Annotated in this window: 21 protein-coding genes; 7 read left to right on the top strand and 14 right to left on the bottom strand. The window is 65.5% G+C overall.

Annotation, left to right across the window (positions count from 1 at the left end; all coding sequences use genetic code 11):
• Positions 1-64: 64 nt before the first annotated feature.
• From mgtE to IC762_RS18330, 5 genes are all read right to left on the bottom strand, one after another.
• Positions 65-1,435, bottom strand: a complete 1,371-nt coding sequence (mgtE, locus tag IC762_RS18350) for a magnesium transporter (protein ID WP_195783684.1) — start codon at positions 1,433-1,435, stop codon at positions 65-67.
• 123 nt (positions 1,436-1,558) lie between these two features.
• On the bottom strand, positions 1,559-2,953 hold the full coding sequence (gene hflX, locus IC762_RS18345; RefSeq protein ID WP_195783683.1) for a GTPase HflX: 1,395 nt from the start codon (positions 2,951-2,953) through the stop codon (positions 1,559-1,561).
• 11 nt (positions 2,954-2,964) lie between these two features.
• Positions 2,965-3,213, bottom strand: coding sequence for an RNA chaperone Hfq (hfq, locus tag IC762_RS18340; protein WP_006020546.1), 249 nt, complete (start codon positions 3,211-3,213; stop codon positions 2,965-2,967).
• Between the two features lie 324 nt (positions 3,214-3,537).
• On the bottom strand, positions 3,538-4,908 hold the full coding sequence (locus IC762_RS18335; protein ID WP_195783682.1) for a sigma-54-dependent transcriptional regulator: 1,371 nt from the start codon (positions 4,906-4,908) through the stop codon (positions 3,538-3,540).
• 16 nt (positions 4,909-4,924) lie between these two features.
• Complete coding sequence (locus IC762_RS18330; protein WP_195783681.1) at positions 4,925-7,342, bottom strand: sensor histidine kinase NtrY-like; 2,418 nt, start codon at positions 7,340-7,342, stop codon at positions 4,925-4,927.
• Positions 7,343-7,851: 509 nt separating this feature from the next.
• Between IC762_RS18330 and IC762_RS18325 the strand changes: the two genes are divergently transcribed.
• From IC762_RS18325 to IC762_RS18315, 3 genes are all read left to right on the top strand, one after another.
• The gene (locus IC762_RS18325; RefSeq protein WP_349629718.1) at positions 7,852-8,055 is read left to right on the top strand and encodes a hypothetical protein; all 204 of its coding nucleotides are present in this window, start codon (positions 7,852-7,854) and stop codon (positions 8,053-8,055) included.
• A 343-nt stretch (positions 8,056-8,398) separates the two neighbouring features.
• Positions 8,399-8,677, top strand: coding sequence for a hypothetical protein (locus IC762_RS18320; protein ID WP_195783680.1), 279 nt, complete (start codon positions 8,399-8,401; stop codon positions 8,675-8,677).
• Positions 8,678-8,927: 250 nt separating this feature from the next.
• Positions 8,928-9,089: a hypothetical protein gene (locus IC762_RS18315; RefSeq protein WP_195783679.1), complete on the top strand. Its 162-nt coding sequence runs from the start codon at positions 8,928-8,930 to the stop codon at positions 9,087-9,089.
• A gap of 67 nt (positions 9,090-9,156) precedes the next feature.
• Here IC762_RS18315 and ntrC read toward each other — a convergent pair whose 3' ends face one another.
• Genes ntrC through dusB form a run of 3 tightly spaced genes read right to left on the bottom strand, consistent with a single transcriptional unit; the run spans position 9,157 to position 12,782 of the window.
• Complete coding sequence (gene ntrC / locus IC762_RS18310) at positions 9,157-10,599, bottom strand: nitrogen regulation protein NR(I) (RefSeq protein ID WP_195783678.1); 1,443 nt, start codon at positions 10,597-10,599, stop codon at positions 9,157-9,159.
• A 9-nt stretch (positions 10,600-10,608) separates the two neighbouring features.
• Entirely contained in the window at positions 10,609-11,784 is a 1,176-nt protein-coding gene (locus IC762_RS18305; RefSeq protein WP_195783677.1) for a two-component system sensor histidine kinase NtrB, read from the bottom strand.
• On the bottom strand, positions 11,781-12,782 hold the full coding sequence (gene dusB / locus IC762_RS18300; protein ID WP_195783676.1) for a tRNA dihydrouridine synthase DusB: 1,002 nt from the start codon (positions 12,780-12,782) through the stop codon (positions 11,781-11,783). Before dusB ends, IC762_RS18305 begins: the two co-directional genes overlap by 4 nt.
• A 288-nt stretch (positions 12,783-13,070) precedes the next feature.
• On the opposite strand from dusB, the gene IC762_RS18295 reads away from it, so the two are divergent.
• From IC762_RS18295 to IC762_RS18285, 3 genes are all read left to right on the top strand, one after another.
• Positions 13,071-14,267, top strand: coding sequence for a bifunctional 2-C-methyl-D-erythritol 4-phosphate cytidylyltransferase/2-C-methyl-D-erythritol 2,4-cyclodiphosphate synthase (locus IC762_RS18295; protein ID WP_195783675.1), 1,197 nt, complete (start codon positions 13,071-13,073; stop codon positions 14,265-14,267).
• 1 nt (position 14,268) lies between these two features.
• Positions 14,269-14,868: a CinA family protein gene (locus IC762_RS18290; protein ID WP_195783674.1), complete on the top strand. Its 600-nt coding sequence runs from the start codon at positions 14,269-14,271 to the stop codon at positions 14,866-14,868.
• 147 nt (positions 14,869-15,015) lie between these two features.
• Positions 15,016-15,393, top strand: coding sequence for a BA14K family protein (locus tag IC762_RS18285; RefSeq protein ID WP_195783673.1), 378 nt, complete (start codon positions 15,016-15,018; stop codon positions 15,391-15,393).
• A gap of 122 nt (positions 15,394-15,515) precedes the next feature.
• Here IC762_RS18285 and IC762_RS18280 read toward each other — a convergent pair whose 3' ends face one another.
• From IC762_RS18280 to lipA, 3 genes are read right to left on the bottom strand one after another with little or no spacing between them, the layout of a single operon-like run.
• On the bottom strand, positions 15,516-15,983 hold the full coding sequence (locus IC762_RS18280; protein WP_195783672.1) for a type II toxin-antitoxin system RatA family toxin: 468 nt from the start codon (positions 15,981-15,983) through the stop codon (positions 15,516-15,518).
• Entirely contained in the window at positions 15,983-16,522 is a 540-nt protein-coding gene (locus IC762_RS18275; RefSeq protein WP_195783671.1) for a DNA topology modulation protein, read from the bottom strand. The genes IC762_RS18280 and IC762_RS18275 overlap by 1 nt, the downstream gene beginning before the upstream one ends.
• Before the next feature lie 46 nt (positions 16,523-16,568).
• A complete protein-coding gene (lipA, locus tag IC762_RS18270; protein ID WP_195783670.1) occupies positions 16,569-17,528 on the bottom strand; it encodes a lipoyl synthase in 960 nt (319 codons plus the stop codon).
• 133 nt (positions 17,529-17,661) lie between these two features.
• Here lipA and IC762_RS18265 point away from each other — a divergent pair, with 133 nt between their 5' ends.
• Positions 17,662-18,273: a DNA-3-methyladenine glycosylase gene (locus tag IC762_RS18265; protein WP_195783669.1), complete on the top strand. Its 612-nt coding sequence runs from the start codon at positions 17,662-17,664 to the stop codon at positions 18,271-18,273.
• Here IC762_RS18265 and IC762_RS18260 read toward each other — a convergent pair whose 3' ends face one another.
• The 3 genes from IC762_RS18260 to IC762_RS18250 form a co-directional block, all read right to left on the bottom strand.
• Positions 18,274-21,141: a valine--tRNA ligase gene (locus IC762_RS18260; protein ID WP_195783668.1), complete on the bottom strand. Its 2,868-nt coding sequence runs from the start codon at positions 21,139-21,141 to the stop codon at positions 18,274-18,276.
• 121 nt (positions 21,142-21,262) lie between these two features.
• Positions 21,263-22,045 carry a PopZ family protein gene (locus IC762_RS18255; RefSeq protein ID WP_195783667.1) on the bottom strand — a complete coding sequence of 261 codons (783 nt, stop codon included), beginning with the start codon at positions 22,043-22,045 and terminating at the stop codon, positions 21,263-21,265.
• Between the two features lie 415 nt (positions 22,046-22,460).
• Positions 22,461-23,843, bottom strand: a complete 1,383-nt coding sequence (locus IC762_RS18250; RefSeq protein WP_195783666.1) for a TolC family outer membrane protein — start codon at positions 23,841-23,843, stop codon at positions 22,461-22,463.
• Positions 23,844-23,930: the final 87 nt, after the last annotated feature.

The following is a 23,930-nucleotide window of genomic DNA, read 5'->3' as shown; positions in this document are numbered from 1 at the left end:
GAGGCCTGCGGTTATGGGTCCCGGCCTCCGCCGGGACGACATCGAATTTGGGGTTGCTGCGTGCCTACAACAGCGTCCCGTGCAGGATCACCGCGGCGACGCCGAAATAGATCACCAGGCCGGTGACGTCGACGAGCGTTGCGACGAACGGCGCCGAGGCGCTGGCGGGGTCGAAGCCGATGCGCTTCAGGATGAAGGGCAGCATCGATCCGCACAGTGAGCCGAAGGTGACGATGCCGACCAGCGCGGCGCCGACGGTCGCAGCCACCAGCACCCAATGCGGGCCGTAATCGAACAGGCCGAGCGTCTGCCACAGCGTGATCCTGACGATGCCGATCACGCCCAGGATGGCACCGAGCACGATACCGGTCGGCAATTCGCGCACCGCGACGCGCCACCAGTCGCCGAGCCGCACCTCGTGCAGCGCCAGCGAGCGGATCAGGAGCGAGGTTGCCTGCGAACCGGAATTGCCGCCGGAGCTCATGATCAGCGGGATGAACAGCGTCAGCACGATCGCCTTCTCGAGCTCGCTCTGGTACGACTGCATCGCGGTCGCGGTCAGCATCTCCGAGAGAAACAGCGCGCACAGCCAGCCGGCGCGCTTCTTGATCATCTCGCCGAAACCGATCCGCAGATATGGCTCGTCGATCGCTTCCATGCCGCCGAACTTCTGGGCGTCCTCGGTGGATTCCTCGACGATGGCGTCGATGACGTCGTCGACCGTGACGATGCCGAGGATATGGCCGGGACCGTCGACCACCGCGACCGCGAGCAGGTCGTAGCGCGAGATCAGCCGTGCCGCCTCCATGCGGTCGGCTTCCGGCGCGATCATCAGCGGCTTGCGCGCAGGCGCCGCGGTCAACACGTTGGCGTGTGGGTCGGCGGAAATCAGCCGGCGCAGCGGCACCGCCTGGATCAGGGTTTTCTTGACCGGATCGATCACGAAGATCGAGTAGACGGTCTCCCGCGTGCGCTCGACCATGCGGATGTGGTGCAGCACCTCGGCGATGGTCCAGGTCGAGGGCACGCTGACGAACTCAGTCGTCATGATCGAGCCGGCGCTGCGCTCGGGATAGGCCAAGAGGCCCGAAATGACGTTGCGGGTCTCCGGATGGAGCCCGTTCAGCAGCGTGCTGCGCAGCGGCTCGACCAGCTCCTTGAAGATGTCGGCGGCGCGGTCGTCCGAGACGCCCGATAGCAGCGCCACCGCGGCGTCGGTCGGCAGTTCGGCCAGGATCTCGCAGGTGTTTTCGAGCCCGGGAAGATCGAGGACCTCGATGGCGCGCTCGGGCGGCAGCGATCGCAGCAGCCTGGCCGCCTCCTCGGGCTCGTGTGCGTTGAGTGCCTCGACGATGTCAGGCGCCCGTTCGTGGGCGAGGTCGCCATTCTGGGCCGCGAGCGGCTCGCTCGTCATGGTGTCGCCGGGGTTTTGCATCGATTGCCCTCGCCGTTGCGCGTTCTGCAGCGCAATGAACCAAGGCGGCGGGAATTTCAAACGGAAAGTGCGGCCGTTGGTCGCAATCCGCCGATGTCACGACAATGTCGTATTTTGCCTGCCTCAGGCGCTGCCGGGGACCGCGTCGAACCGGTTCATGACGATGTCGCGCTTGGTCTCGTCGACCCGCACGGTCATGTCGAAGCGCTCGCCATGCAGCTCCTTGTTCAGCACCTCGGCATTGCGATGCAGCCAGCTGATGCCGGCACCGTCGGAGGCGTCGATCGAGAGATTGAGCGTCAAGCGCTTGGCCGCGAGGCGGTCCTCGATCGCCGACAGCAGCGCATCGATCCCCTCGCCCGATACAGCCGAGACCAGGAAGCACGGCCGCTCCGGCGGGCGGCGCGCGGCGATGTTGTGCAGGTTCTCGCGCTCCTCCGGATCGAAGCGGTCGATCTTGTTCCAGACCTCGATGATGCGCTGGCCGCCGTCGGCATCCGGATCGATGCCGAGCTGGCGCAGCACGGCCTCGACGTCACGCTCCTGCGCCTCGGCGTCTTCGTGCGAGATGTCGCGGACATGCAGGATGATGTCGGCCTCCAGCACCTCCTCCAGCGTGGCGCGGAAAGCAGCCACGAGTTGGGTCGGCAGATTGGAGATGAAGCCGACCGTGTCCGAGAGCATCGCCTTGCCGCCATGCGGCAGGTTGAGCGCGCGCAAGGTCGGGTCCAGCGTCGCAAACAGCATGTTGGCGGCCTGGACATCGGCCCGGGTCAGGCGGTTGAACAGCGTCGACTTGCCGGCATTGGTGTAGCCGACCAGCGCCACCACGCGATACGGCACGCGCTGGCGGCCGGCGCGGTGCAGCCGCCGCGTCGCCTGCACTTTCTTCAGCTCGTTCTCGAGCCGCGTGATGCGGTCGCCGATCAGGCGGCGGTCGGCCTCGATCTGGGTTTCGCCGGGGCCGCCCATGAAGCCGAAACCGCCGCGCTGGCGCTCGAGATGGGTCCATGACCGCACCAGGCGGCTGCGCTGGTAGTTGAGATGGGCGAGCTCGACCTGGAGCGCGCCCTCCTTGGTCTTGGCGCGACGGCCGAAGATTTCCAGGATCAAGCCGGTGCGGTCGAGCACCTTGGTGCTCCAGGCCTTCTCGAGGTTGCGCTGCTGGATCGGCGACAGCGCGCAATCCATCACCACGAGCTCGACCTTGTCAGCCGCGACGAGCCCGCCGATCTCCTCGACCTTGCCCTTGCCGAGATAGGTCGCGGGCCGGATCTGGCTGATCGGCGCGACCACGCTCTCGACCACGTCGAGGTCGATGGCGCGCGCGAGACCGGCGGCTTCCTCGATCCGCGCTTCGTAGTCGCGGATAGAGGAATCCGTTTGCGCATCGCCGTCGCCACGGCGTGTGCGCAGGTAAGGGCCGATGACGATCACCCGCCCGGTGCTATTGTCCCCCGCCGACGTCGGCCGAGATTTGGGCCGGTCGGCGCCCCCTTCACGGTTGAAGGGTTCCAATCAGTTCACTCTCAAGCCGGTGCGTCCTCGCCACCCTCGAACAGCTGGATCGGAGCGCCGGGCATGATGGTCGAGATCGCGTGCTTGTAGACCAGCTGCGAATGACCGTCGCGCCGCAGCAGCAGGCAGAAATTGTCGAACCAGGTGACAATGCCCTGCAGCTTTACCCCGTTGACCAGGAAGATCGTCAAAGGTGTTTTGGTTTTACGAACGTGATTAAGGAAGGTGTCTTGTAGATTTTGTGCGCGGTCTGCCGCCATTGTTTTTGTCCCGCATGCTTGTGCTTCTTTTTATTGAACCGGCTCGGCTCTCTGACGGAGCCTCCTCCGGCTGCTTTGCCTGCCCTGAGATCCCCCTCCGGCAGGCATTGCGGCAAGGATTAGAGGCTACGCGCGGTTTTAAGGCAAGCCAGTTCGCGTACCAGTCGGTAGGAACACGGTGGCAATTCTAAGAAAAGCCGCCGAAAGAGACGAATATTCTCGACCGAAGTGGATAAATCCCCGGTTGTACCCAGCCCTTCTGCTGCCGCCGGGCGCCCCCTTTGAAGGCACACCCGGGCCACTCCGTTCCTGCCGCTCCGGGGGTCAGCCGACCCCCAGCGCCTTGAGCTTGCGATGCAGCGCCGAGCGTTCCATGCCGACGAACTCGGCGGTGCGCGAGATGTTGCCGGAGAAACGGCTGATCTGGGCGATCAGATAGTCGCGCTCGAACACCTCACGCGCCTCCCGCAATGGCAGGCCCATGATGTGCTCGCCATTGTTGGAGGTCGGCATCGCCGGCACCATCGAGCCGACGTCCTGCGGCAGCATGTCGGCGGTGATGATCGCCTCCGGGCCGCCGCCGGCCAGGATCATCACCCGTTCGACATTGTTGCGGAGCTGGCGGACGTTGCCGGGCCAGACATGGGACTGCAGCACGGCCATCGCGTCCTGGCCGATCTGCCGCTTCGGCAGGCCGGTCGTGGCCGAGATCTGGTCCATGAAATAGTCGATCAGCTCGGGGATGTCCTCGCGACGCTCCGACAGTGGTGGCACCCGGATCGGCACCACCGAGAGGCGGTGGTAGAGGTCCTCGCGGAAGCGGCCGGCGGCGATCTCCTCCTCGAGATTGCGCGCGGTCGAGGAGATGATGCGGACGTCGACATGGACCTTGGCGGTGCCGCCCTGGCGCTGGAAGGTCTGGTCGACCAGGACGCGCAGGATCTTGTTCTGGGTCTCGCGCGGCATGTCGGCGATCTCGTCGATGAACAGCGTGCCGCCATGCGCCTCTTCGAGCGCGCCGGCCTTGCGTTGCTGCTCGCCGTTCGATCCCTCGGTGCCGAACAGTTCGAGCTCCATGCGCTCGGGCGTGATCGCGGCCGCGTTGATCACCACGAACGGCCCCTCGGCGCGGCCGGAGGCGTGGTGCAGCGTGCGCGCCGCGAGCTCCTTGCCGGCGCCGGAGGGCCCGACGATCAGGATGCGGCTGTTGGCCTTGGCGGCACGGTCGATGGTCTGGCGGAGCTGGTTCATGCAGGCTGAGCGGCCGGTCAAAACGCTCGCCGCCGGCGCCAGTTGCTTGAGCTCCTTGACCTCGCGTTTGAGCCGCGAGGTCTCCAGCGCCCGGGTCGCCACCAGGATCAGCCGGTCCGACTTGAACGGCTTCTCGATGAAGTCATAGGCGCCGCGCTTGATGGCGGCGACCGCGGTCTCGATGTTGCCGTGGCCGGAGATCATGACGATCGGCAGATCGGCATTGTCCTTCTTGATCTGCTCCAGCAGCTGCAGGCCGTCGAGCTTGGAGCCCTGCAGCCAGATGTCGAGGAACACCAGATTCGGGCGGCGGTTGGCGATCTCGGCAAGCGCCGAATCGCTGTCGCGCGCGGTGCGCGTGGAAAAGCCCTCGTCGTCCAGGATGCCCGCAACGAGGTCGCGAATGTCAGCCTCGTCGTCGACAATCAGAATGTCACTTGCCATGGGTTACACCTGCCTGTCAGTCGCCCGTCGCGGCTTTGATTTTTGGTTCTTGAAGAGGTTCTTGCGCTGCATCTTGGCTTCTGGGTTCATTGTTGGTCGTCTCTCGGAGGCCGTCGGTCGGCTCCCGCTGCGGATTTTTTTCAGCTGTCGGTTCGGATGATTCAGGTTTGACGTCCGGCACTTGCTCCTTGCTGTCGGGCTTCGCCGCCTGCCCCGTCACGGCGAAGCGCAGCCGCATCCAGGCACCGCGCTGGCCCTCGCGGAAATCGGACGCGTCCTTGAGCTCGATGCGGCCGCCATGGTCTTCCAGCACGCGGCCGACGATCGCAAGCCCGAGGCCGGTGCCCTTGGCCCGCGTCGTGACGTAGGGCTCCAGCAGGCGCGAGCGCGCCACCTTGGGCAGCCCGATGCCGTTGTCGATGACGTCGATCAGGATGTCATCGGCTTCGCGCTGGGCGACGACGTCGATGCGGCCCCGACCGAGCTCCTCCGGGGCGACCTGCTCGATCGCCTCGGTGGCGTTCTTGATGATGTTGGTCAGCGCCTGCGAGATCAGCCTTCGGTCGAACTGCGCCGGCAGCGGCGACTGCTTGATGTCGGCCTCAATGTCGAGGTCGGGATTGGCGACCTTCATCAGGAACACGGCCTGGCGCACCACGTCGGCGACGTCCTCGCCCTCCATCACGGGCTTGGGCATCCGGGCGAAGCGCGCGAATTCGTCGACCATCCGTCTGATGTCGTCGACCTGGCGCACGATGGTGTCGGTGCACTGGTCGAAGATCGACTTGTCCTTCTCCTCGGTGATGGCCTTGCCGAACCGGCGCTTGATGCGCTCGGCCGAGAGCTGGATCGGGGTCAGCGGATTCTTGATCTCATGGGCGATGCGGCGGGCGACGTCGCCCCAGGCCGAGGTGCGCTGCGCGGAAACCAGCTCGGTGATGTCGTCGAGCGTGATGATGTAGCTGTCGCGCGCCTGGCTGGTCGGCTCGGCGGCGATCCGCACCGACAGATTGCGCTCGTGCTCGTCGCGGGTGATCGTGATCTGTCCCTGCACCAGGCGCTGGGTGCCTTCCCGCGCCGTCTTCATCATCTCGTCGAGCTCGGGCAGCACATCCGACAGCGGGTGGTCGAGCGTCTCGGACTCGGCGTGCCCGATCAGTTTCTCGGCCGAGCGGTTGAGGATGCCGACGCTGCCGGAGGCGTCGACGCCGATGATGCCGGCGGAGGCCGAGGACAGCACCGCCTCGATGAAGCGGCGGCGGCTGTCGATCAGCTCGCTGGCGTTGACGAGCTCGTCGCGCTGGCTGCGCAGCTCCTGCGTCATCTTGTTGAAGGTGTGGCCGAGCTGGGCGAGATCGCCCTCGGACTTGACCTCCGGCACCTGGATGTCGAGGTCGCCGGTCGAGACCTTGTTCGCCGCGCTCATGATGTTGCGGATCGGCTCGACCAGCCAGTTGGCGAAATTCAGCCCGATCAGCACCGAGGCCATCAGGATGGTCAGCGCGATCACCGCGAACATCAGCGCGAAGGTGACCTGGATGCCGAGCCGGCGCGACTCGGTCTGGGCATATTCGGCGACCGAGGCCTGGGTCTGCTTCAGCTGGCTGATGACGCGCGGATCGAGCAGCCGTGCGACGTAAAGGAAGACGTTGTCGAAGCCGCGCAGCCGGACCACCGCGGCGACGTAGTTCTCCTCGGGGAAGACCGATATCTCCGGCTTGTTCTCGCCGACGTCGTCGAGCAGCTCCTTCGGCGGGGTCGCAAACGCCGCCCTGATGCCGGTGTCGGCGCGCTCCACGACATTGCTGTCCTTGTCGAGCAGCATCGCCCCCGGCAGTTCGCGGGCGGCCGCGCTCGCCGTGAGGTATTCGTTGAACGAGCGCCGGTCCTGGTCGTACAGCGGCCGCGCGTTGGAGAGGTCGGAGGCCATCGCGAGGATATCGCCATTGATCAGCTGCGCGTGCTCGTAGGTGTAGGCGCGGGCGACGCTAAGCGAATTCTGGATGGCCTCGCGCGTCGGTCCCGAGAACAGCCGGTCGAGGCCGCGATCAAGCGTGACATTGGCGACGACGGCGACAAGCACCGCCGGCAGCACCGCGATGATCGAGAACAGGCTGACGATCTGGATATGAAGCCTGGCCGCTGCACGGCCGCGACGGCGGGCCTGGATCACCTTCCAGACCTCGCGGACGATGATGCCGATCAAGAGCAGGATGGAAGCGGCATTGATCAGCAGGAACGAGTAGACGACCTTCTTGGTGGGCTCGATCGGCGTCAGGCCGCTCAGCACCACGAAGGTCAGGAACGCCGACAGCAGCGCCGTGGTCGCAGCGAACGGCGCCAGCCATCGCCGCAACGGGAAGCCCCGAGCCTCCCCGTTGGGCTCGGCAGGTGACGCGTCTAACGGTGCGGCCGTGGTCTCTGCGCTGGTCATACCGGCAATTGAGATGAGTGCTTTCTCGCCCGCGGGAAGTGCGGACTGATGCAATCATATCACAATGTTGCCGAATTGCGACATTTCCGCGGCGCAAAGCCGGGTGCGGCGCCGTGTCCCCAAACACCATTTGTAACGGCCGATAACCGGGCTCTCTCCCGATCAGAAGCCAGTTCCATCGGTGTGCCGGCTCATGACTGCGGGATATTCACCGAAGTGGCGTAGGCCAGCAGCACCTGCTCGTCGAAAAGAAAAAACCCCGGTAGCCTTTGGGGGCTGAAATGCCGGGGTCGTTTCATGCCGCCCCGGGGCTGGTCAGACGGCGCCAACACAATCCGGAGAACGACTAAAGGTTCCGAACATTATTCGCCGTCCAGTTAACTTGCGTTACCTAATCGGGCGACCGGACGGCGTATGATCGACCCATCACCGCCCGGCCCTTGGCAAACATCGGTGATGAGATCGCCCCCATCACAGCGCTCCCGCCCCATTCAACAGGGAGCAGCGCCATGATCATCAAGCGGCGGCGTTTCGTGCAACAGGACGTATTGGAAGAGCGCCTTACGGCCGAGGCGAAGAGCCTTCGCATCGAGGCCAAGACTCTTTCCCCGGGCGTGGAGAAAGAGGCGCTTCTGAAAAAAGCCAGACAGGCCGACGTTGCCGCTCACATGAGCGAATGGCTGCGCTCTCCGGGCCTGAGGTGCCCGGAATGACGGCGCGCGCCGCGCGTTGAGCGCCGCGAGACGTTTTCATTCCAGCATCTTTCGATTGTCCGGCTTTTCGACCGCCCGGCTCGGACGCTGATCCTTCATCGAGATGAAGACTCCCGTCATCATCGTCGACATACACAATCCTCCCGCTCCACCCCGCAAACGCTGGAGCCGTCCCGAGATTACCCTGTCTGCTTGTGATGCGACAGGAAGGGCGCCGAGCGCCTTACGATCGACGCAGACCCGCGTTTCAGATCGGGAGCAAAAATACAGGCCGTCCCTGCTAGGAACGTCGATTGCTCGACAGCCGTTGTCGCGGTGTGAACCTGTCAATGGAGATATATTCGTGAAGAAGATTCTCATCACCACCGCGGCCCTCATGATGTGCGGCTCAGCATTTGCCCAAGGTACGACCGGGCCGGGCAACCAGAGCGACAATATGAAGAAGCCCGGCATGACCAGCGGGACCATGGAAAAGGGCTCGATGCAGAAGGGCTCGATGGACAACGGCACCACGGGTATGAACAGCGGCGCGTCCAAGGGCATGACGAAGCCCGACGCCTCCGGCCAAGGCGGCTCCGGCATGGGCAGCGACCAGGGCGGCACCAAAGTAGCGCCCAAATAGCAGTCCACATTACCGCGGGATTCAAAACGGCCTCAGCGCTCCTCCCCGCTGAGGCCGTCTTCCGTGCCGGCAGGAGCAATGCCTGGTCCCCCTCGTCACCCCTCGGTTCCACCCGCTTGGCAGAATGTCGAGCAATCCGGCACGGAAATGACGACCGAGACCGCAGTTCTCCGGAATTGAAGACGCGCGACTGCTGGCCGATACCTTCATCGCGGCCTTGGGACTTCCAAGCCCCAGGATGGAAACTGCCTTGTCAAAAGACGAACTCTCCCGAGACGCGCCGGAGGTCTTGCGCCTCGTGCGCGCATACCGCTCGATCAAGGATCGCGCCATCAGGCTGCAGCTGCTCGACGTCATCGAGGCGATGACGGCTGACCGCGCTGCGCCGGACGACAAGACCAAGACCAAATGAGCGGTCCGCTCTCCCCGCGAAATTTCTGCACGTCGCCGCCGCATGGAAGCGGAACGCGGCGCCTCGCCTAGCCCCCGCTGCGATACACCTGGATATCGAGATCCCTGATCTTCTTCCGCAGCGTGTTGCGGTTCAGGCCGAGCAGATCGGCGGCGCGGATCTGGTTGCCGCGGGTGGCCGCGAGTGCTGCGGTCAATAGCGGCACCTCGATCTCCTTGAGGATGCGGTGATAGAGGCCCGGCGGCGGCACGCCGTTCGGGAAGCCGGAGAAGTGCGAGGACAGATAGGCCTCGACCGCGCCACCGAGATTGTCGACGCCGACGGTGGCGTTGCCGCCCGAGGTGACGGCCGGCGGCGCCAGCTCGCCGTCGATCACCGATGATGTGATGACGTCCTGCGGATAGAGCGCGGCGAGCCTGCGCGCGAGGTTCTCGAGTTCGCGGACGTTGCCCGGCCAGCGATGCTGCTTGAGCCGCTCCAAGGCCTGGGTGTCGAGCTTCTTCGGCGGCAGGCCGTCCTTCTCGGCAAGCGCGAAGAAGTGCCGGATGAGATCGGGCAGATCCTCGATGCGCTCGCGCAGCGGCGGCAGCCGCAGCGGCACCACGTTGAGGCGGAAGAACAGATCCTCGCGGAACAGGCCCTGCTGGATCAGGATGCGCAGGTCCTTGTTGGAGGCGGCAACGATCCGCACGTCGGTCTTGATCGGCGTGCGGCCGCCGACCGTGGTGTATTCGCCCTGCTGCAACACGCGCAGCAGCCGGGTCTGCGCCTCCATCGGCATGTCGCCGATCTCGTCGAGGAACAGCGTGCCGCCCTCGGCCTGCTCGAAGCGGCCGGAAGCGCGCGTGTTGGCGCCGGTGAACGCACCGCGCTCATGGCCGAACAGCTCTGATTCAATGAGGTCGCGCGGGATCGCCGCCATGTTGACCGCGACGAACGGGCCGTTGCGGCGCCGGCCGTAATCATGCAGCGCGCGGGCCACCAGCTCCTTGCCGGTGCCTGATTCACCCGAGATCATCACGGTGAGATCGGTCTGCATCAGCCGCGCCAGCACACGGTAGATCTCCTGCATCGCCGGCGAGCGGCCGACCAGCGGGATCGAGTCGAACTCGTTGTCGTCGTTGGCGCTGGTGACGCGCTCCTTCGGCTCGGCGAGCGCGCGGCCGACGATGGTGATCAGCTCTTTCAGGTCGAACGGCTTCGGCAGATATTCATAGGCGCCGCGCTCGGAGGCGCGGATCGCGGTCATGAAGGTGTTCTGCGCGCTCATCACGATGACCGGAAGGTTAGGCCGCATCTTCTTGATCCGCGGCAACAGGTCGAACGCGTTCTCGTCCGGCATCACCACGTCGGTGATGACGAGATCGCCCTCACCCTGGCTGACCCAGCGCCACAAGGTGGCGGCATTGCCGGTCAGCCGCACTTCATATCCGGCGCGCGACAGCGCCTGGTTCAGGACGGTCCGGATCGCGGTGTCGTCGTCAGCGACAAGTATGCTACCTGCAGGCATCGTGGTTCCTCATCGTGCATCCTGAGAGGCAGGCGACGGCGTACCCGGAACGTCGTCGCGGTTGCTGTGGTCGAGTTGCTTGGTGGCACTGTAAACCGGCATCAGCACGCGGAAGGTGGTCTTGCGCGGCTGCGACTCGCATTCGATGATGCCGCCGTGATCGCCGATGATCTTGGCGACCAGCGCAAGGCCGAGCCCGCTGCCGGTCTGCTTGGTGGTGACGAAGGGATCGAACAGGTTCGGCAGCAGGTCTTCCGGCACGCCGCTTCCGTTGTCCTTGACGCAGAATTCCAGCGGCAGCGAGACCCGCGATTTCTTGCCGGGGACCGACAACCGCACGCCCGGCCGGAACGCGGTGGTGAGCTGGATCTCCGCATCGGTGCCGAGATCGACCACCGCCTCGGCTGCGTTCTTCACCAGATTGAGGAACACCTGGATCAACTGGTCCTGATTGGCGAGCACCGGCGGCAGCGACGGATCGTAGTCCTCGACGAAGCGGACGTTGCGGGCGAAGCCGGACTGCGCCAGCCGCTTCACGTGGTCGAGCACGGAATGGATGTTGACCGGCCCGCGCGCCACCGGGCGCTCGTCGCCGAACACCTCCATGCGATCGACCAGCGTGACGATGCGGTCGGCCTCGTCGCAGATCAGCCGGGTCAAGAGCCGGTCCTCGGACGAGGCCTGCTGCTCCAGCAGCTGCGCGGCACCGCGGATGCCCGACAGCGGATTCTTGATCTCGTGCGCCAGCATCGCGGCCAGCGCGATCACCGAACGCGCGGCGCTTCGATGGGTGAGCTGGCGGTCCATCTTGTCGGCGATGGTACGCTCCTGCAGCATCACCACGATATGGCCGGGCCGCTCGGTCAAGGGTGCTACGTGCAGATCGACCTGACGGTCGCCGCCGATCCGCGGCGTGCCCAAATCGACCTTGTATTCATTGACCGGCGAGCCGGTCGCCCGCACCTGATCGATCAGCGCCAGCAGCGGGCTGCCGAACGGCACCAGCTCCTTCAACGACTGCCGGCGCAAAAACTGCGTCGATATCTCGAAGAAGGATTCGGCGGCGATATTGGCATCGACGATCCGCCCGTCCGGCGCGACCAGCAGCACCGGGTTGGGCAGCGCGTTGAGGATGGCCTCGCCATCGGTCGGCACCGACCTGCGAAAATCCATGGCTGACGTCATGCGGCAGCACTCCGGGCGAAATCGTCATAGGCCTGCTCGAGCGCGCGATGCACGCTCGCCGGCTCTTCGGCGGTCAGGATTTTCTGCCGCCAGGTTTTCAGCACCGCAGCCGGCGCGCAGCTATAGGCGGCGGCGCTTTCCAGCGCCCAGCCGAGATGCTTGCGCGCATGCTTGAGCCCGATGCGAAGGCCGTAATGGCTGCAGATCTCGTCGTAGAGCGCGCGAACATGCGCAAGCTGCACGGCGAGCGGCGGCGCGGTCTCCGCGATGCCGGTCTCCAGGCGGCGGCCGATCTGGCCGGGCAGCCAGGGCTGACCCTGCGCGCCGCGGCCGATCATCACGGCGTCGGCGCCCGACCGATCGAGCGCGGCGACGGCCTTGTCGAACGAGGTGATGTCGCCGTTGACCACGAGGGGGATGGTGACGGCGTCCTTGACGGCGCGGATCGCGGCCCAGTCCGCCTCGCCCTTGTAGAACTGGCAACGGGTGCGGCCGTGCACGGTGATCATCTGGATGCCGGAGGCCTCGGCGCGGCGCGCCAGCTCCGGCGCATTGAGCGAGCGCTCGTCCCAGCCGAGCCGCATCTTCAACGTCACCGGCACCTTGACCGCCGCGATCGTCGCCTCGATCAGCGCAACCGCGTGGTCGAGGTCGCGCATCAGGGCGGAGCCGGACTGGCCGCCCGTGACGTGGCGGGCCGGACAGCCCATGTTGATGTCGATGACGTCGGCGCCGGCGGCTTCCGCAATGCGCGCGCCCTCCGCCATCCAGTGGGTCTGGCAGCCGGCGAGCTGGACCACATGCGGACCGATCCCGGCCGCTTCGCAACGCAGCTTCGACATCGGCTTGCCGTTCACGAGATCATCGCTGGCGGTCATTTCCGAGACCACCAACCCGGCACCGAGCGTCGCCGCGAGTCGGCGGAACGGCGCGTCGGTTATCCCGGACATCGGCGCGAGGAGGACCCGGTTGGCGACAGCAATGTCGCCTATCCTCAATGGGTTACGGGGAACTCTTTGCACGCCGGTCACGGCCGTCTCGTGGTTGGATCGGCTACCTCATTGCAGCCGATGGCGCACATTGTGCGCACAATATCTGTGCAGTCAAGCTTCATGCCTACACTTTAGACATTCCTACCACGCGCGCAAGTGCACTGCAACAAAATCTGCTTTTCCCACAGTCATCTGGAAACGCTCTGTTCTTGCGCAGCGGTCATGGTAAGGGGCTGTGCGCGGCGATCCCGTCGCCCTCTCCTCATCCCCGATTCGTCTGTCACTGGTTCAACAATGCCGAAGCCTGAGCGTACCGCAGCCATTCTTGTCGCAGCCGGCCGCGGCTTGCGCGCCGGCACGGGCGGACCGAAGCAGTATCGAACCATCGGCGGACAGACCGTGATCTACCGCGCCATGGAGGCGTTCTCCGGACATCCTGATGTCTTTGCTGTGCAGCCGGTGGTGAACCCCGATGACACCGCGCTGTTTCAGGACGCCGTCGCCGGCTTGCGCCACCAGCCGCCGACGCCGGGCGGCGCGACCCGCCAGGCCTCGGTGCATGCCGGGCTCGAGGCGCTCGCGGCCGAGAAGCCGGACATCGTGCTGATCCACGACGCCGCGCGGCCGTTCGTCACGTCGGCGGTGATCTCGCGCGCGATCGCCGCCACCGGCCGCACCGGCGCCGCGATCCCTGTCGCCCCGGTCACCGACACCATCAAGCTGACCAACGCGGCCGGCGACGTCGAGGCGACGCCGGACCGCGCGCGGCTACGCATCGCGCAGACGCCACAGGCCTTTCGCTTCGACGTGATATTGGAGGCGCATCGCCGCGCCGCGCGCGAGGGGCGCAGCGATTTCACCGACGATGCGGCGCTGGCGGAATGGGCGGGATTGACGGTTGCGACATTTGAAGGTGATCCTGCCAACATGAAACTCACCACACCCGAGGACTTCGTGCGCGAGGAAGCGCGGCTCGCAAGCCAGCTCGGCGACATCCGGACCGGCACCGGCTACGACGTGCACGCGTTCGGCGACGGCGATCATGTGATGATCTGCGGCGTGCGCGTGCCGCATACGAAGGGCTTCCTCGCCCATTCGGACGGCGATGTCGGGCTGCATGCGCTGGTCGACGCCATCCTCGGCGCGCTCGCCGACGGCGACATCGGCTCGCATTTTCCGCCGAGCGATGCCAAGTGGAAGGGCGCCTCCTCCGACCAGTTCCTGAAATACGCCGTCGAGCGCGTCACCGCGCGCGGCGGGCGGATCGCCAACCTCGAAGTGACGATGATCTGCGAGCGGCCGAAGATCGGCCCGCTGCGCGACACCATGCGGGCGAAGATCGCGGAGATCTCCGGCGTGAACGTCTCACGCGTCGCGGTGAAGGCGACCACCAGCGAGCGGCTCGGCTTCACCGGCCGTGAGGAAGGCATCGCCGCGACCGCGAGTGCGACCATCCGGCTTCCCTGGGACGATAAAGGCTGGAGTGCCTGACATGGGCGGCAGCGACGCTCGAGCCCTCTCCCGCGCGCTGCTCGACCTGTGCCGGATGCGCAAGCTGACGGTTGCGACCGCCGAATCCTGCACCGGCGGCCTGGTCGCCGGCGCGCTGACCGACATCCCAGGCTCGTCCGACGTGATCGACCGCGGCTTCGTCACCTATTCCAACGAGGCCAAGCGGGCGATGCTCGGCGTCAAGGCGGCAACGCTCGACACCTTCGGCGCCGTCTCCAAGGAGACCGCGACCGCGATGGCGATCGGCGCGCTGGAAAAGGCCGGCGTCGATCTCGCGGTCTCCATCACCGGCATCGCCGGTCCCGGCGGTGCGACGCCGGGCAAGCCGGTCGGGCTGGTGCATTTCGCCGTCGCCGCGCGCGACGGCCGCATCATTCATCGCGAGCAGCGTTTCGGCGCGATCGGCCGCAGCGCGGTGCGCCAGCGCTCGGTGGTCGAGGCGCTGCGCATGCTGATGGAATTGGCGCGACCGCCGCAGGCGGCCAAGCCGCGCCGCGAGGCCGTCAGTCGCTTGCGTCCACGGGTGGCGCGTTCGCCGCGCAGTCACGCCGCAAAGCGCCGGCGTCCGCCGCGCGGATAGAGCGCCGAGTCGCTTTGCCGATGCCACCTTCGGTCAATGCGACCATGTGACACCCGCACAGGCGGAGCAGAACGTGACTTCGCCGCTTTCCGATGCTTCAATCGTCGTCCCCACCCAGCATAAATCCCTACAACAAGGAGAAAATTGATGAAGTTGGGAACTTTAGTCGTGGCCGCCGTCACCTCGGGCGCCATGGCACTGTCGACGATTGCCCCATCCTTTGCCGCGCCGCTCGCACCCATGCCATTGCAGGATCGGCCGACATCCGTGCAGCAGGTGCAATATCACGGCCATGGCGGCTATCGCGGCGGCGGCTACCGCGGCGGGTATCGGCATGGTGGCGGCGGCGGTGGTGCCGGTGCGCTGATCGGCGGCCTCGCGGTCGGCGCCATCATCGGCGGCGCGATCGCGGCCAGCCAGGCCAAGGCCAACAACGACGCCTATTGCTCGCAGCGCTTCCGTTCCTACGATCCCAATTCGGGCACCTACCTCGCGGCGGGCGGCGTGCGCCGTTCCTGCCCGTAAGGCAGCTTTCTCATCTATCCGTTATGCCCGGCCTTGCGCCGGGCATCCACGTCTCTCCGGCAGCGTGGCACAACAGACGTGGATGGCCGGGACAAGCCCGGCCATGACGACGAGAGGACTTGCTAAGTCGACGCGGCCGGCTTCCCGTAGACCTGGTCCGCCCGCTTCTCGAACGCAGCGGCGAAGCGCGAGAATGCGGCGTCGAACATCGAGCCCATCAGCATCGCGAGCATCCGGCTCTTGAATTCATAGCTCAGGAAGAAGCCGACATCGCACTCGGTGTCCGACTTCGGCTCGAAGCTCCAGCGATTCTCCATGTTGCTGAAGGGGCCGCGCAGATATTCGACCAGGATCTTCAGATTGGGCCGGTCGAGCGTCACCTTGCTGGTGAAGGTCTCCCGCACCAGCTTGAACGACACCGTCATGTCGGCGACAACGATCTCGGTGCCGTCATCCTTCGGGGTGCGCTGGCGGATCTTCAGCGACTGGCACAGCGGCACGAATTCCGGATAGCGCTCGACATCGGCGACCAGATCGAACATCTGCGCGGCGGCGTGGCGCACCCGCTTCTTGCTGGAGAATCGTGGCATCAGTGGATACTCGCACGGTTTTGCCGGGGTGCGAGCGCCTTCAGGTAGTTGTCCGCCTGCTTCCGTGCGGTGAAGCAGATCAGGGATTGATCGGGGCGCAGCCCCTCGAAATATGCGAGCAGCGTCGGGCGCTGCTGCTGCCGGTAGGTCCAGACATAGCGGAAGAATTCGAGATCGATCTTCTCCGGGCAACCCGCGGCCATCTCGGGCCGGACCTGGCCGTAGCTCTTCGCGATCCGGCCGAGGATGCCGCACATGCAGGCCGCGCGCGACAGGTCGAACCAGATGATCGTGTCGGCAAGCTTCCGGCGCAGCTCGCCCGCGCCATGCCGCGTGTAATTGCCGTCCATGATCCAGCGCGGCTGTTCCGTCACCTCGATCATGCGCTGCCGGAACTCGTCGCGATCGGATTCGACCCAGCCGGGTTTCCAGAACAGCGCGTCGATCGACACGGTCGGAAGTCCGGTGATGCCGGACAGTCGTCGGGCAAAGGTGGACTTGCCGGATCCCGACGATCCCATCACCAGAACGCGTTGCATTGATCGGTCCGAGGTTCAATAAGGCGACGCGGTTCGCCGCCGGCGGCTAGCCGCCGTGCGCCACGCGCGCCGCCTGCAGCTTGGCAAAGTCCTCGCCGGCGTGATGCGACGAGCGGGTCAACGGGCTTGCCGACACCATCAGGAAGCCCTTGGTGTAAGCGACACGTTCATAGCCGGCGAACTCGTCGGGCGTCACGTAGCTCATCACGGCGTGATGCTTGCGGGTCGGCTGCAGATACTGGCCGATGGTCAGGAAATCGACGTCGGCCGAACGCAGATCGTCCATCACCTGCAGCACCTCGTGCCGTTCCTCGCCGAGGCCGACCATGATGCCCGATTTGGTGAAGATGGTCGGGTCCATCTCCTTGACCCGCTGCAACAGCCGGATCGAGTGGAAATAGCGTGCGCCGGGCCGCACCGTCAGATAGCGCGACGGCACCGTCTCCAGATTGTGGTTGAACACGTCGGGCTTAGCCGCGACCACCCGCTCCAGCGCGCCCTCCTTGCGCAAGAAGTCCGGCGTCAGGATCTCGATCGTGGTGGCCGGGCAGCGCGCGCGGATGGCGCGGATGGTTTGTGCAAAGTGCTCGGCGCCGCCGTCCGCGAGATCGTCGCGGTCGACCGAGGTCACGACCACATGGGCCAGTCCGAGCTTGAACGTCGCCTCGGCGACATATTCGGGCTCGCTCGCTTCGAGCGTTGTCGGCATGCCGGTCTTGACGTTGCAGAACGCGCAGGCGCGGGTGCAAGTGTCCCCCATGATCATGAAGGTGGCGTGCTTCTTGTCCCAGCACTCGCCGATGTTCGGACAGCCCGCCTCCTCGCACACCGTGACCAGGCCGTTCTCCTTGACGATCCGGCGCGTGTCCGCATAGCCGCGCGTGTTCGGCGCGCGGACCCGGATCCAGTCCGGTTTCGGCGGCGACACGGCGTCCGGCCGGTTCACCTTTTCGGGGTGACGGGGCCGCAGCGGGGTCGTGGAGATGGTATCGACGATGGTGACCATGGTGCCTGCAAGTCGCGAGAGGCCTTAGCTAGTCCGTGTTGGCGCCGCTCGCAACCCGGCCCATGCGACCCTAGCAGATCAGCCAATATATTGGCAGTCTCGGGGCCCGTTCCGCCGCGATTCCCACCTGATAATGGCTCAAAAACCCAAATCGGCCACGGCCACGACGCCTCGCCTCGGCAAGCCGCTGAAGCGGTCGTTCTTCGACCGCAGCGTCCATGAGGTGGCGCCCGACCTGATCGGCGCGACCTTCCTCGTCAACGGCGTCGGCGGCCGCATCGTCGAGCTCGAGGCCTATCATCACACCGAGCCGGCAGCGCATTCGTTCAACGGGCCGACCCCGCGCAACAAGGTGATGTTCGGGCCATCAGGCTTTTCCTATGTCTACCGTTCCTACGGCATCCACTGGTGCATCAATTTCGTCTGCGAGGAAGCCGGCTCCGCCAGCGCGGTGCTGATCCGCGCGCTGGAGCCGACCCACGGCCTCGCGGCGATGCGGCGACGGCGCGGGCTCGACGATGCGCGGGCGCTCTGCTCGGGGCCGGGCAAGCTCTGCGAGGCGCTGGGCATCACCATTGCCCACAGCGAACTGCCGCTCGACCGTCCGCCGATCGCGCTGTACGCCCGCACCGAGAAGCCGGAAATCGCCACCGGCGTGCGGATCGGCATCACCAAGGCCGTCGAGCTGCCGTGGCGCTACGGGGTGAAGGGATCGAAGTTTCTGAGTAAGCGCTTCGAGGAGTAGTCACGAAGCTTTCTTCAGGCGCTCCAACGCCTCCAGGATCTTGGCCTTGCGCTCCAGCGCCGCTTCGCGCTTGTCCTTCTCTTCCTCGACCAGCTCTTCGGGCGCGTTGGCGACGAACTTCTCATTGGCAAGCTTGGCGTCGACCCGCTTGATGTCGGCGTCGGCCTTGCCGAGCTCCTTCTCCAGCCGCGTCCGTTCGGCGGCCAGGTCGATCACGCCCTTGAGCGGCAATGCGACGACCTCGCCGCGGACGACGAGCTGCACGGCGCCTTCCGGGGGATGATCGGCAAACGAGATGTCGGACAGCCGCGCCAGCCGCTTGATGGTGTCGTTCCAGCGCTGCGCGCGATCCTTCGTCTCGGCGGAAGCACCCGCGATCACCAGCGGCGTCAGCGTCGAGGGCGGGATGTTCATCTCTGCCTTCACCGAGCGCATCGCGGTGACGAGGTCGACCACCCAGCCGATCTCGGCTTCGGCCGCGGGATCGCTGAAGTCGTCGGTGTCCGGTGAGATCAGCACCGCCGGCATGATCTCGCCGTTCGGTCCGGTCATCGCCATCTCGGCGAGCTGCTCGGGCGTGATGGCGGTGGCCTTGCGTGGCCAGGATTCGAGCACCAGCAGGCCGTCGCGCTTCGCCGTCACCGCCCACAATTCCTCGGAGATGAAGGGCATGAACGGATGCAGCAGCTTGAGGATCTCGTCACGCGTCCAGGCAATCATGGCGCGGGTCTCGGCCTTGGCCGCGCCCTCCTCGCCCATCAGCACGGGTTTTGCCAGCTCAAGATACCAGTCGCAGAACACGTTCCAGACGAAGCGATAGATCGCGCCGGCGGCATCGTTGAAGCGATAGCCCTCGATCGCCTCGGTCACCTCGCGGGTGGCGCGCGAGGTCTCGTGCGCGATCCAGCGGTTCAGCGTTTCCTTGGCGCCCTTCGGGTCGAAACCGTCAGGCGTCACGCATTCGTTCATCTCGGCGAAGCGGCAGGCGTTCCAGAACTTGGTCGCGAAATTGCGGTTGGTCTCGACCAGATGCGGCGACAGGCGGATGTCGTGGCCCTGCGCCGCCTCGCGGGTCAGCGCGAAGCGCAGCGCGTCGGCGCCGAAGTCGTCGATCACACCCAGCGGGTCGATGACGTTGCCCTTCGACTTCGACATCTTGGCGCCCTTCTCGTCGCGGACGAGACGGTGAATGTAGACGGTCGAGAACGGCGCCTGCTTCATGAAATGCAGGCCCATCATCATCATGCGGGCGACCCAGAAGAAGATGATGTCGAAGCCGGTGACCAGCGTGTTGGTCGGATAATAGCGCGCGACCTCCGGGACATCGTCCGGCCAGCCCAGCGTCGAGAATGGCCATAGCGCCGAGGAGAACCAGGTGTCGAGCACGTCCTCGTCTCTGACGATGAAGCCCTCACGGTTGGCGGGATCGGTGGCCATGTCATGGCCCTGCTCCGGCGTGATGACTTCCTGCTCGACGTAATAGCCGAGCGCGTTGGCGACCGCCTCGTCCTCGGTTTCGGCGACGAAGGCCTTGCCGTCGGGGCCGTACCAGGCGGGAATTTGATGGCCCCACCAGAGCTGGCGCGAGATGCACCAGGGCTGGATGTTCTCCATCCACTCGAAATAGGTCTTTTCCCAGTTCTTCGGAACAAAGGTGGTTTCGCCCGAGCGCACCGCCGCCATCGCCGGCTGCGCCAGCGTCTTGGCGTCGACATACCATTGGTCGGTCAGATACGGCTCGATCACGACGCCGGAGCGGTCGCCATGCGGCACCATGTGGGTGTTGGGCTCGATCCGCTCCAGGAAACCGAACTCCTCGAGCCGAGCCACGATCTTCTTGCGCGCGGCGAAGCGCTCGATCTTGTCGAACTCCGCGGCGAATTCATCCGCGCCTTCAGGCAGGCCGCGTAGATAATCCTCGTTGCCGACCAGGGTGAGGCAGCCCTCCTGATCGAGCACGCTGATCTGCGGCAAGCCGTGGCGCTTGCCGACCTCGAAATCGTTGAAATCGTGCGCCGGCGTGATCTTCACGGCGCCCGAGCCCTTCTCCGGGTCGGAGTAATCGTCGGCGACGATCGGAATCTTGCGGCCGATCAGCGGCAGGATGACGTGCTTGCCGACCAGATCGGTGTAGCGCTCGTCGTCCGGATGCACGGCCACCGCGGTATCGCCCAGCATCGTCTCGGGGCGCGTCGTCGCGACCACGATGAATGATTTTGGATCCTCGGGATTGAACGTCCGGCCCTCGATCGGATAGCGCAGGTACCAGAGATGACCCTTGACCTCGACCTGCTGCACCTCGAGGTCGGAGATCGCGGTGAGCAGCTTCGGGTCCCAGTTGACCAGCCGCTTGTCCTTGTAGATCAGGCCCTCGCGGTGCAGCTCGACGAACACTTTCACGACGGCGCGCGACAAGCCCTCGTCCATCGTGAAGCGTTCGCGCGACCAGTCGCAGGAGGCGCCGAGACGCTTGAGCTGGTTGACGATGGTGCCGCCGCTCTCGGCCTTCCACTGCCAGACCCGTTCGAGGAACTTGGCGCGGCCCATGTCGCGCCGGCCCGGCTCCTGCCGTTCCATCAGCTGCCGCTCGACCACCATCTGGGTCGCGATGCCGGCATGGTCGGTGCCGGGCTGCCACAGCACGTCGCGGCCGCGCATCCGCTCGAACCGGCACAGGATGTCCTGCAGCGTGTTGTTGAGCGCGTGGCCCATATGCAGCGAGCCGGTGACGTTGGGCGGCGGGATCACGATCGTGAACGGCGCGGCGTCCTTGCGCTCAGGCCGGCCGGCCTTGAACGCGCCGCTCTGCTCCCAGGTCTGGGAGATCCGGCTCTCGATATCGGCGGGCTGGTAGTTTTTCTCGATCATGGCAATGCAATATGGGGATGTGGAAAGGCTAGAAAGCCGTCCGAACGCACCAAGTCAACCGGACTGGCGCGCGGGAGGCGCGATTAGGGCAATTTGGGGTGGCTGAATGAGGGCTAGCGCCCTACCGCCCGCGGGAGACCCGCTCGATCTCGGCCTTGACGATCCGCTCGACCAAGCCCGGCAGGTTGTCATCCAGCCAGTTTTTCAGCATCGGCCGCAGCATTTCCTTGACCAGGTCCTCCAGCGTCCGCGCATTGTTGCTGAGGACGGTGTTGGCCAGGGAGTTGAAGGCGGATTCCACCGCCCGCATCGTGGTTCCCGAGATGATCGGCTGCATCGGAGCCGTCTCGATCGCCGGCGGCTCGCGCACAGGCTCCCGGAATGGGTCGCGGCTCGGTTCTCGGCTCGGCTCCTGGCTTCGTTCCTGGGCCTGCGACCGGCCCCGTGCCGACGGGTCGGTGAACTCGACATCGTCCTGCGGATCGACCTTGCGGAACGAGGGAGCAGCCGGTTCCGGCAGCGCCATCTCGTCGGTCAGCTCGAACACGTCGCCGTCCGGCTGCGGCGGCCTGATCTCGGAGGCCGGCGTCGCCTCATCGAGGCTCGCCAGAAGGGAATCGATATCGTCCTGGCTGTTGCTGGCGGCAGCGGCCGGTGCAGCCGGCGCCGGCTTCGGCGCGGGCGCAGCCGCCTTGGCGGCCGGTGCCGGCGCGGGCGGCGGGCTCTTCATCGCGGGCTTGGCTGGAGCCTGCGGCGGCTCGACCTTGGGCGGCGGCGGTGCAGCAGCGGCAGGCGCCGACTTCTCGGCAGCCGCCGGCTTTGCCTCGTCGTCGGCAATGATGCGACGGATCGACGCCAGAATCTCCTCCATCGAGGGCTCTTGGACCTTCGCAGGTTGCGTCATCTCCGACTCCACATCGAAACTATTTTACATCAAGCCTGTGAGGATTCGCCGGTTCCGATGATGCGGGCAGAGTTTTTCGTCACTCACGCCCGACTTGTCCCCAGATCAAGCCCGCCAGAGGCTTCATGCGGCCTCGCCTCGCCCAACACTGCGGCAGCAAACCGTTCGTTGCGCCGCGCGATGGCATTGGCCTTGCCGCGAATCGCTTTTCTGCCCGACAAAACGGTATGTCAGGGCAATTATCGATTGCAAGCAAACGCACGGCGTTTGTGGCCCTGATTGACTCAAGGACCACAAACTTAAGTACGACAAGCGACGTTGATGTGGCGGTCAGGACATGATCCGGAAAAGTGCGACGCACTCTTCCGAGACGATCATGCTTCACTCAAGAGCTGAAGCGCGACGGTGTTCGCGGTTAGCGGCCGTCCGGCGTGCGCACGCCGGCCCAGCTGTCACGAATCTGGTGGTAGTGCACGCTCGGATCGTAGACGTTGGTCTTCAGGCCCATCACCGTCGGCGACAGCCGGCCGATGGCGTTGAGCACGTTATAGGAGGCGACGACGCGGTCGTGCTGCGCCGTGACCAGCGCGTTGCGGGCATTGACCAGCGACTGCTGCGCGTTGAGCACGTCGAGCGTGGTGCGCTGGCCGGCCTTGGCTTCCTCGCGCACGCCGTTGAGCGCGATCTCGGATGCGGTGACCTGCGACTGCGCCGAGATCACCTGCGCCTTGCCGGCGACCAGCTGACCCCAGACAGTGACGACGTTGGCGCGCGCCTGATCGCGCGTTTGCTCCAGAACGAGACGCTGCTGGGCCAACGACTCCTTGGACTGCCGGATCAGCGAGTACTCGGCACCGCCCGCATAGATCGGCACCGACAGCTGAACGTTGGCGGCCGCATTGAAGAGGCGGTTGACCGACAACTGCGTTTGGTAGCCTTCGCTCACCGTCGCCTGCAACCCGACGCTCGGCAGCAGCGCACCCTCGGCGACTTTGGTCTGCAGGAAATTGATATCGACGCCGAACATCGCGGAGGTGACGTTCGGGTTCTCGGTCAGGCTGAGCTCGACCGCGGAGGCCAGTGACGCCGGCAAGTAGCGGTCGACCGGCGAGCCCGGTGCCAGGTTCTGCGGCTCATTGCCGATGATGCGGCGGAAGTTCGACCGCGTCGTGGTGAGCTGCGATTCCGCTTGCAGTTGCTGAGTTCGGCCTGCCGCAAGCTGCGCCTCGGATTGCGCGACGTCGGTGCGCGTCACCTCGCCGACATTGAAGCGGTCCTGGGTCTGCTTCAGCGTCTGCTCCAGCACGCGGGTGTTGCTGCGCTGGACCTCGACAATCGCGGCGTCGCGTAGATAGTCCATGTAGATCGTGGCCGCGTTCAGGATCACGGTCTGCTCGAGCACGCGCAGTCCCTCGCGTGCCGACGAGACCTGGCTTTCGGCGGCGCGCACCTTTTGCGGCGTCTGCGCGTTGTACAGCGACTGGTTCACCGTCAGGGCCGCTTGGGCCGGATTCTGGGTACCATGGATCGGAGCGGTATTCGCGCTCAATTGCTCGTCGGTGTATTGATATCCGCCGCTCACGGTCAGCTTAGCCGTCGGACGGTAGCCCGAGAGCGCTTGCGGAACGTTTTCGTCAGTCGCCCGCACCTGCGCGCGCTGGGCGTTCAGCTGAGGATTATTCTGGTAGGCACGCACCAGCGCGGCCTCGATCGTATCGGCCAGCACGGGCGACGGGCCCATTGCAGCCAACAGAAGGACCGCTGTCGCAGCCGCGGTGACAACCTTCACCCCACGCATCCCCAATTATCCATTCATTGTAGTCGCCGGCGCACTTACAGGAGCCAGACGTCGCTTCAGACCAAGTGAGTCCCGCCTCACCTTAGT

Source organism: Bradyrhizobium genosp. L (assembly GCF_015624485.1).
In the GTDB taxonomy this organism is placed as follows: domain Bacteria; phylum Pseudomonadota; class Alphaproteobacteria; order Rhizobiales; family Xanthobacteraceae; genus Bradyrhizobium.
The sequence above is the reverse complement of the archived record's forward strand: the minus strand, read 5'-3'. Positions and strand labels throughout refer to the sequence as shown.

Bases quoted from the DNA above. Each gene is read 5' to 3' on its own strand.
- mgtE (WP_195783684.1), bottom strand. From the start codon at position 1,435: ATGCAAAACCCCGGCGACACCATGACGAGCGAGCCGCTCGCGGCCCAG.
- hfq (WP_006020546.1), bottom strand. From the start codon at position 3,213: ATGGCGGCAGACCGCGCACAAAATCTACAAGACACCTTCCTTAATCAC.
- IC762_RS18335 (WP_195783682.1), bottom strand. From the start codon at position 4,908: ATGGCAAGTGACATTCTGATTGTCGACGACGAGGCTGACATTCGCGAC.
- IC762_RS18330 (WP_195783681.1), bottom strand. From the start codon at position 7,342: ATGACCAGCGCAGAGACCACGGCCGCACCGTTAGACGCGTCACCTGCC.
- IC762_RS18325 (WP_349629718.1), top strand. From the start codon at position 7,852: ATGATCATCAAGCGGCGGCGTTTCGTGCAACAGGACGTATTGGAAGAG.
- ntrC (WP_195783678.1), bottom strand. From the start codon at position 10,599: ATGCCTGCAGGTAGCATACTTGTCGCTGACGACGACACCGCGATCCGG.
- IC762_RS18305 (WP_195783677.1), bottom strand. From the start codon at position 11,784: ATGACGTCAGCCATGGATTTTCGCAGGTCGGTGCCGACCGATGGCGAG.
- IC762_RS18295 (WP_195783675.1), top strand. From the start codon at position 13,071: ATGCCGAAGCCTGAGCGTACCGCAGCCATTCTTGTCGCAGCCGGCCGC.
- IC762_RS18290 (WP_195783674.1), top strand. From the start codon at position 14,269: ATGGGCGGCAGCGACGCTCGAGCCCTCTCCCGCGCGCTGCTCGACCTG.
- IC762_RS18285 (WP_195783673.1), top strand. From the start codon at position 15,016: ATGAAGTTGGGAACTTTAGTCGTGGCCGCCGTCACCTCGGGCGCCATG.
- IC762_RS18280 (WP_195783672.1), bottom strand. From the start codon at position 15,983: ATGCCACGATTCTCCAGCAAGAAGCGGGTGCGCCACGCCGCCGCGCAG.
- IC762_RS18275 (WP_195783671.1), bottom strand. From the start codon at position 16,522: ATGCAACGCGTTCTGGTGATGGGATCGTCGGGATCCGGCAAGTCCACC.
- lipA (WP_195783670.1), bottom strand. From the start codon at position 17,528: ATGGTCACCATCGTCGATACCATCTCCACGACCCCGCTGCGGCCCCGT.
- IC762_RS18265 (WP_195783669.1), top strand. From the start codon at position 17,662: ATGGCTCAAAAACCCAAATCGGCCACGGCCACGACGCCTCGCCTCGGC.
- IC762_RS18260 (WP_195783668.1), bottom strand. From the start codon at position 21,141: ATGATCGAGAAAAACTACCAGCCCGCCGATATCGAGAGCCGGATCTCC.
- IC762_RS18255 (WP_195783667.1), bottom strand. From the start codon at position 22,045: ATGACGCAACCTGCGAAGGTCCAAGAGCCCTCGATGGAGGAGATTCTG.
- IC762_RS18250 (WP_195783666.1), bottom strand. From the start codon at position 23,843: ATGCGTGGGGTGAAGGTTGTCACCGCGGCTGCGACAGCGGTCCTTCTG.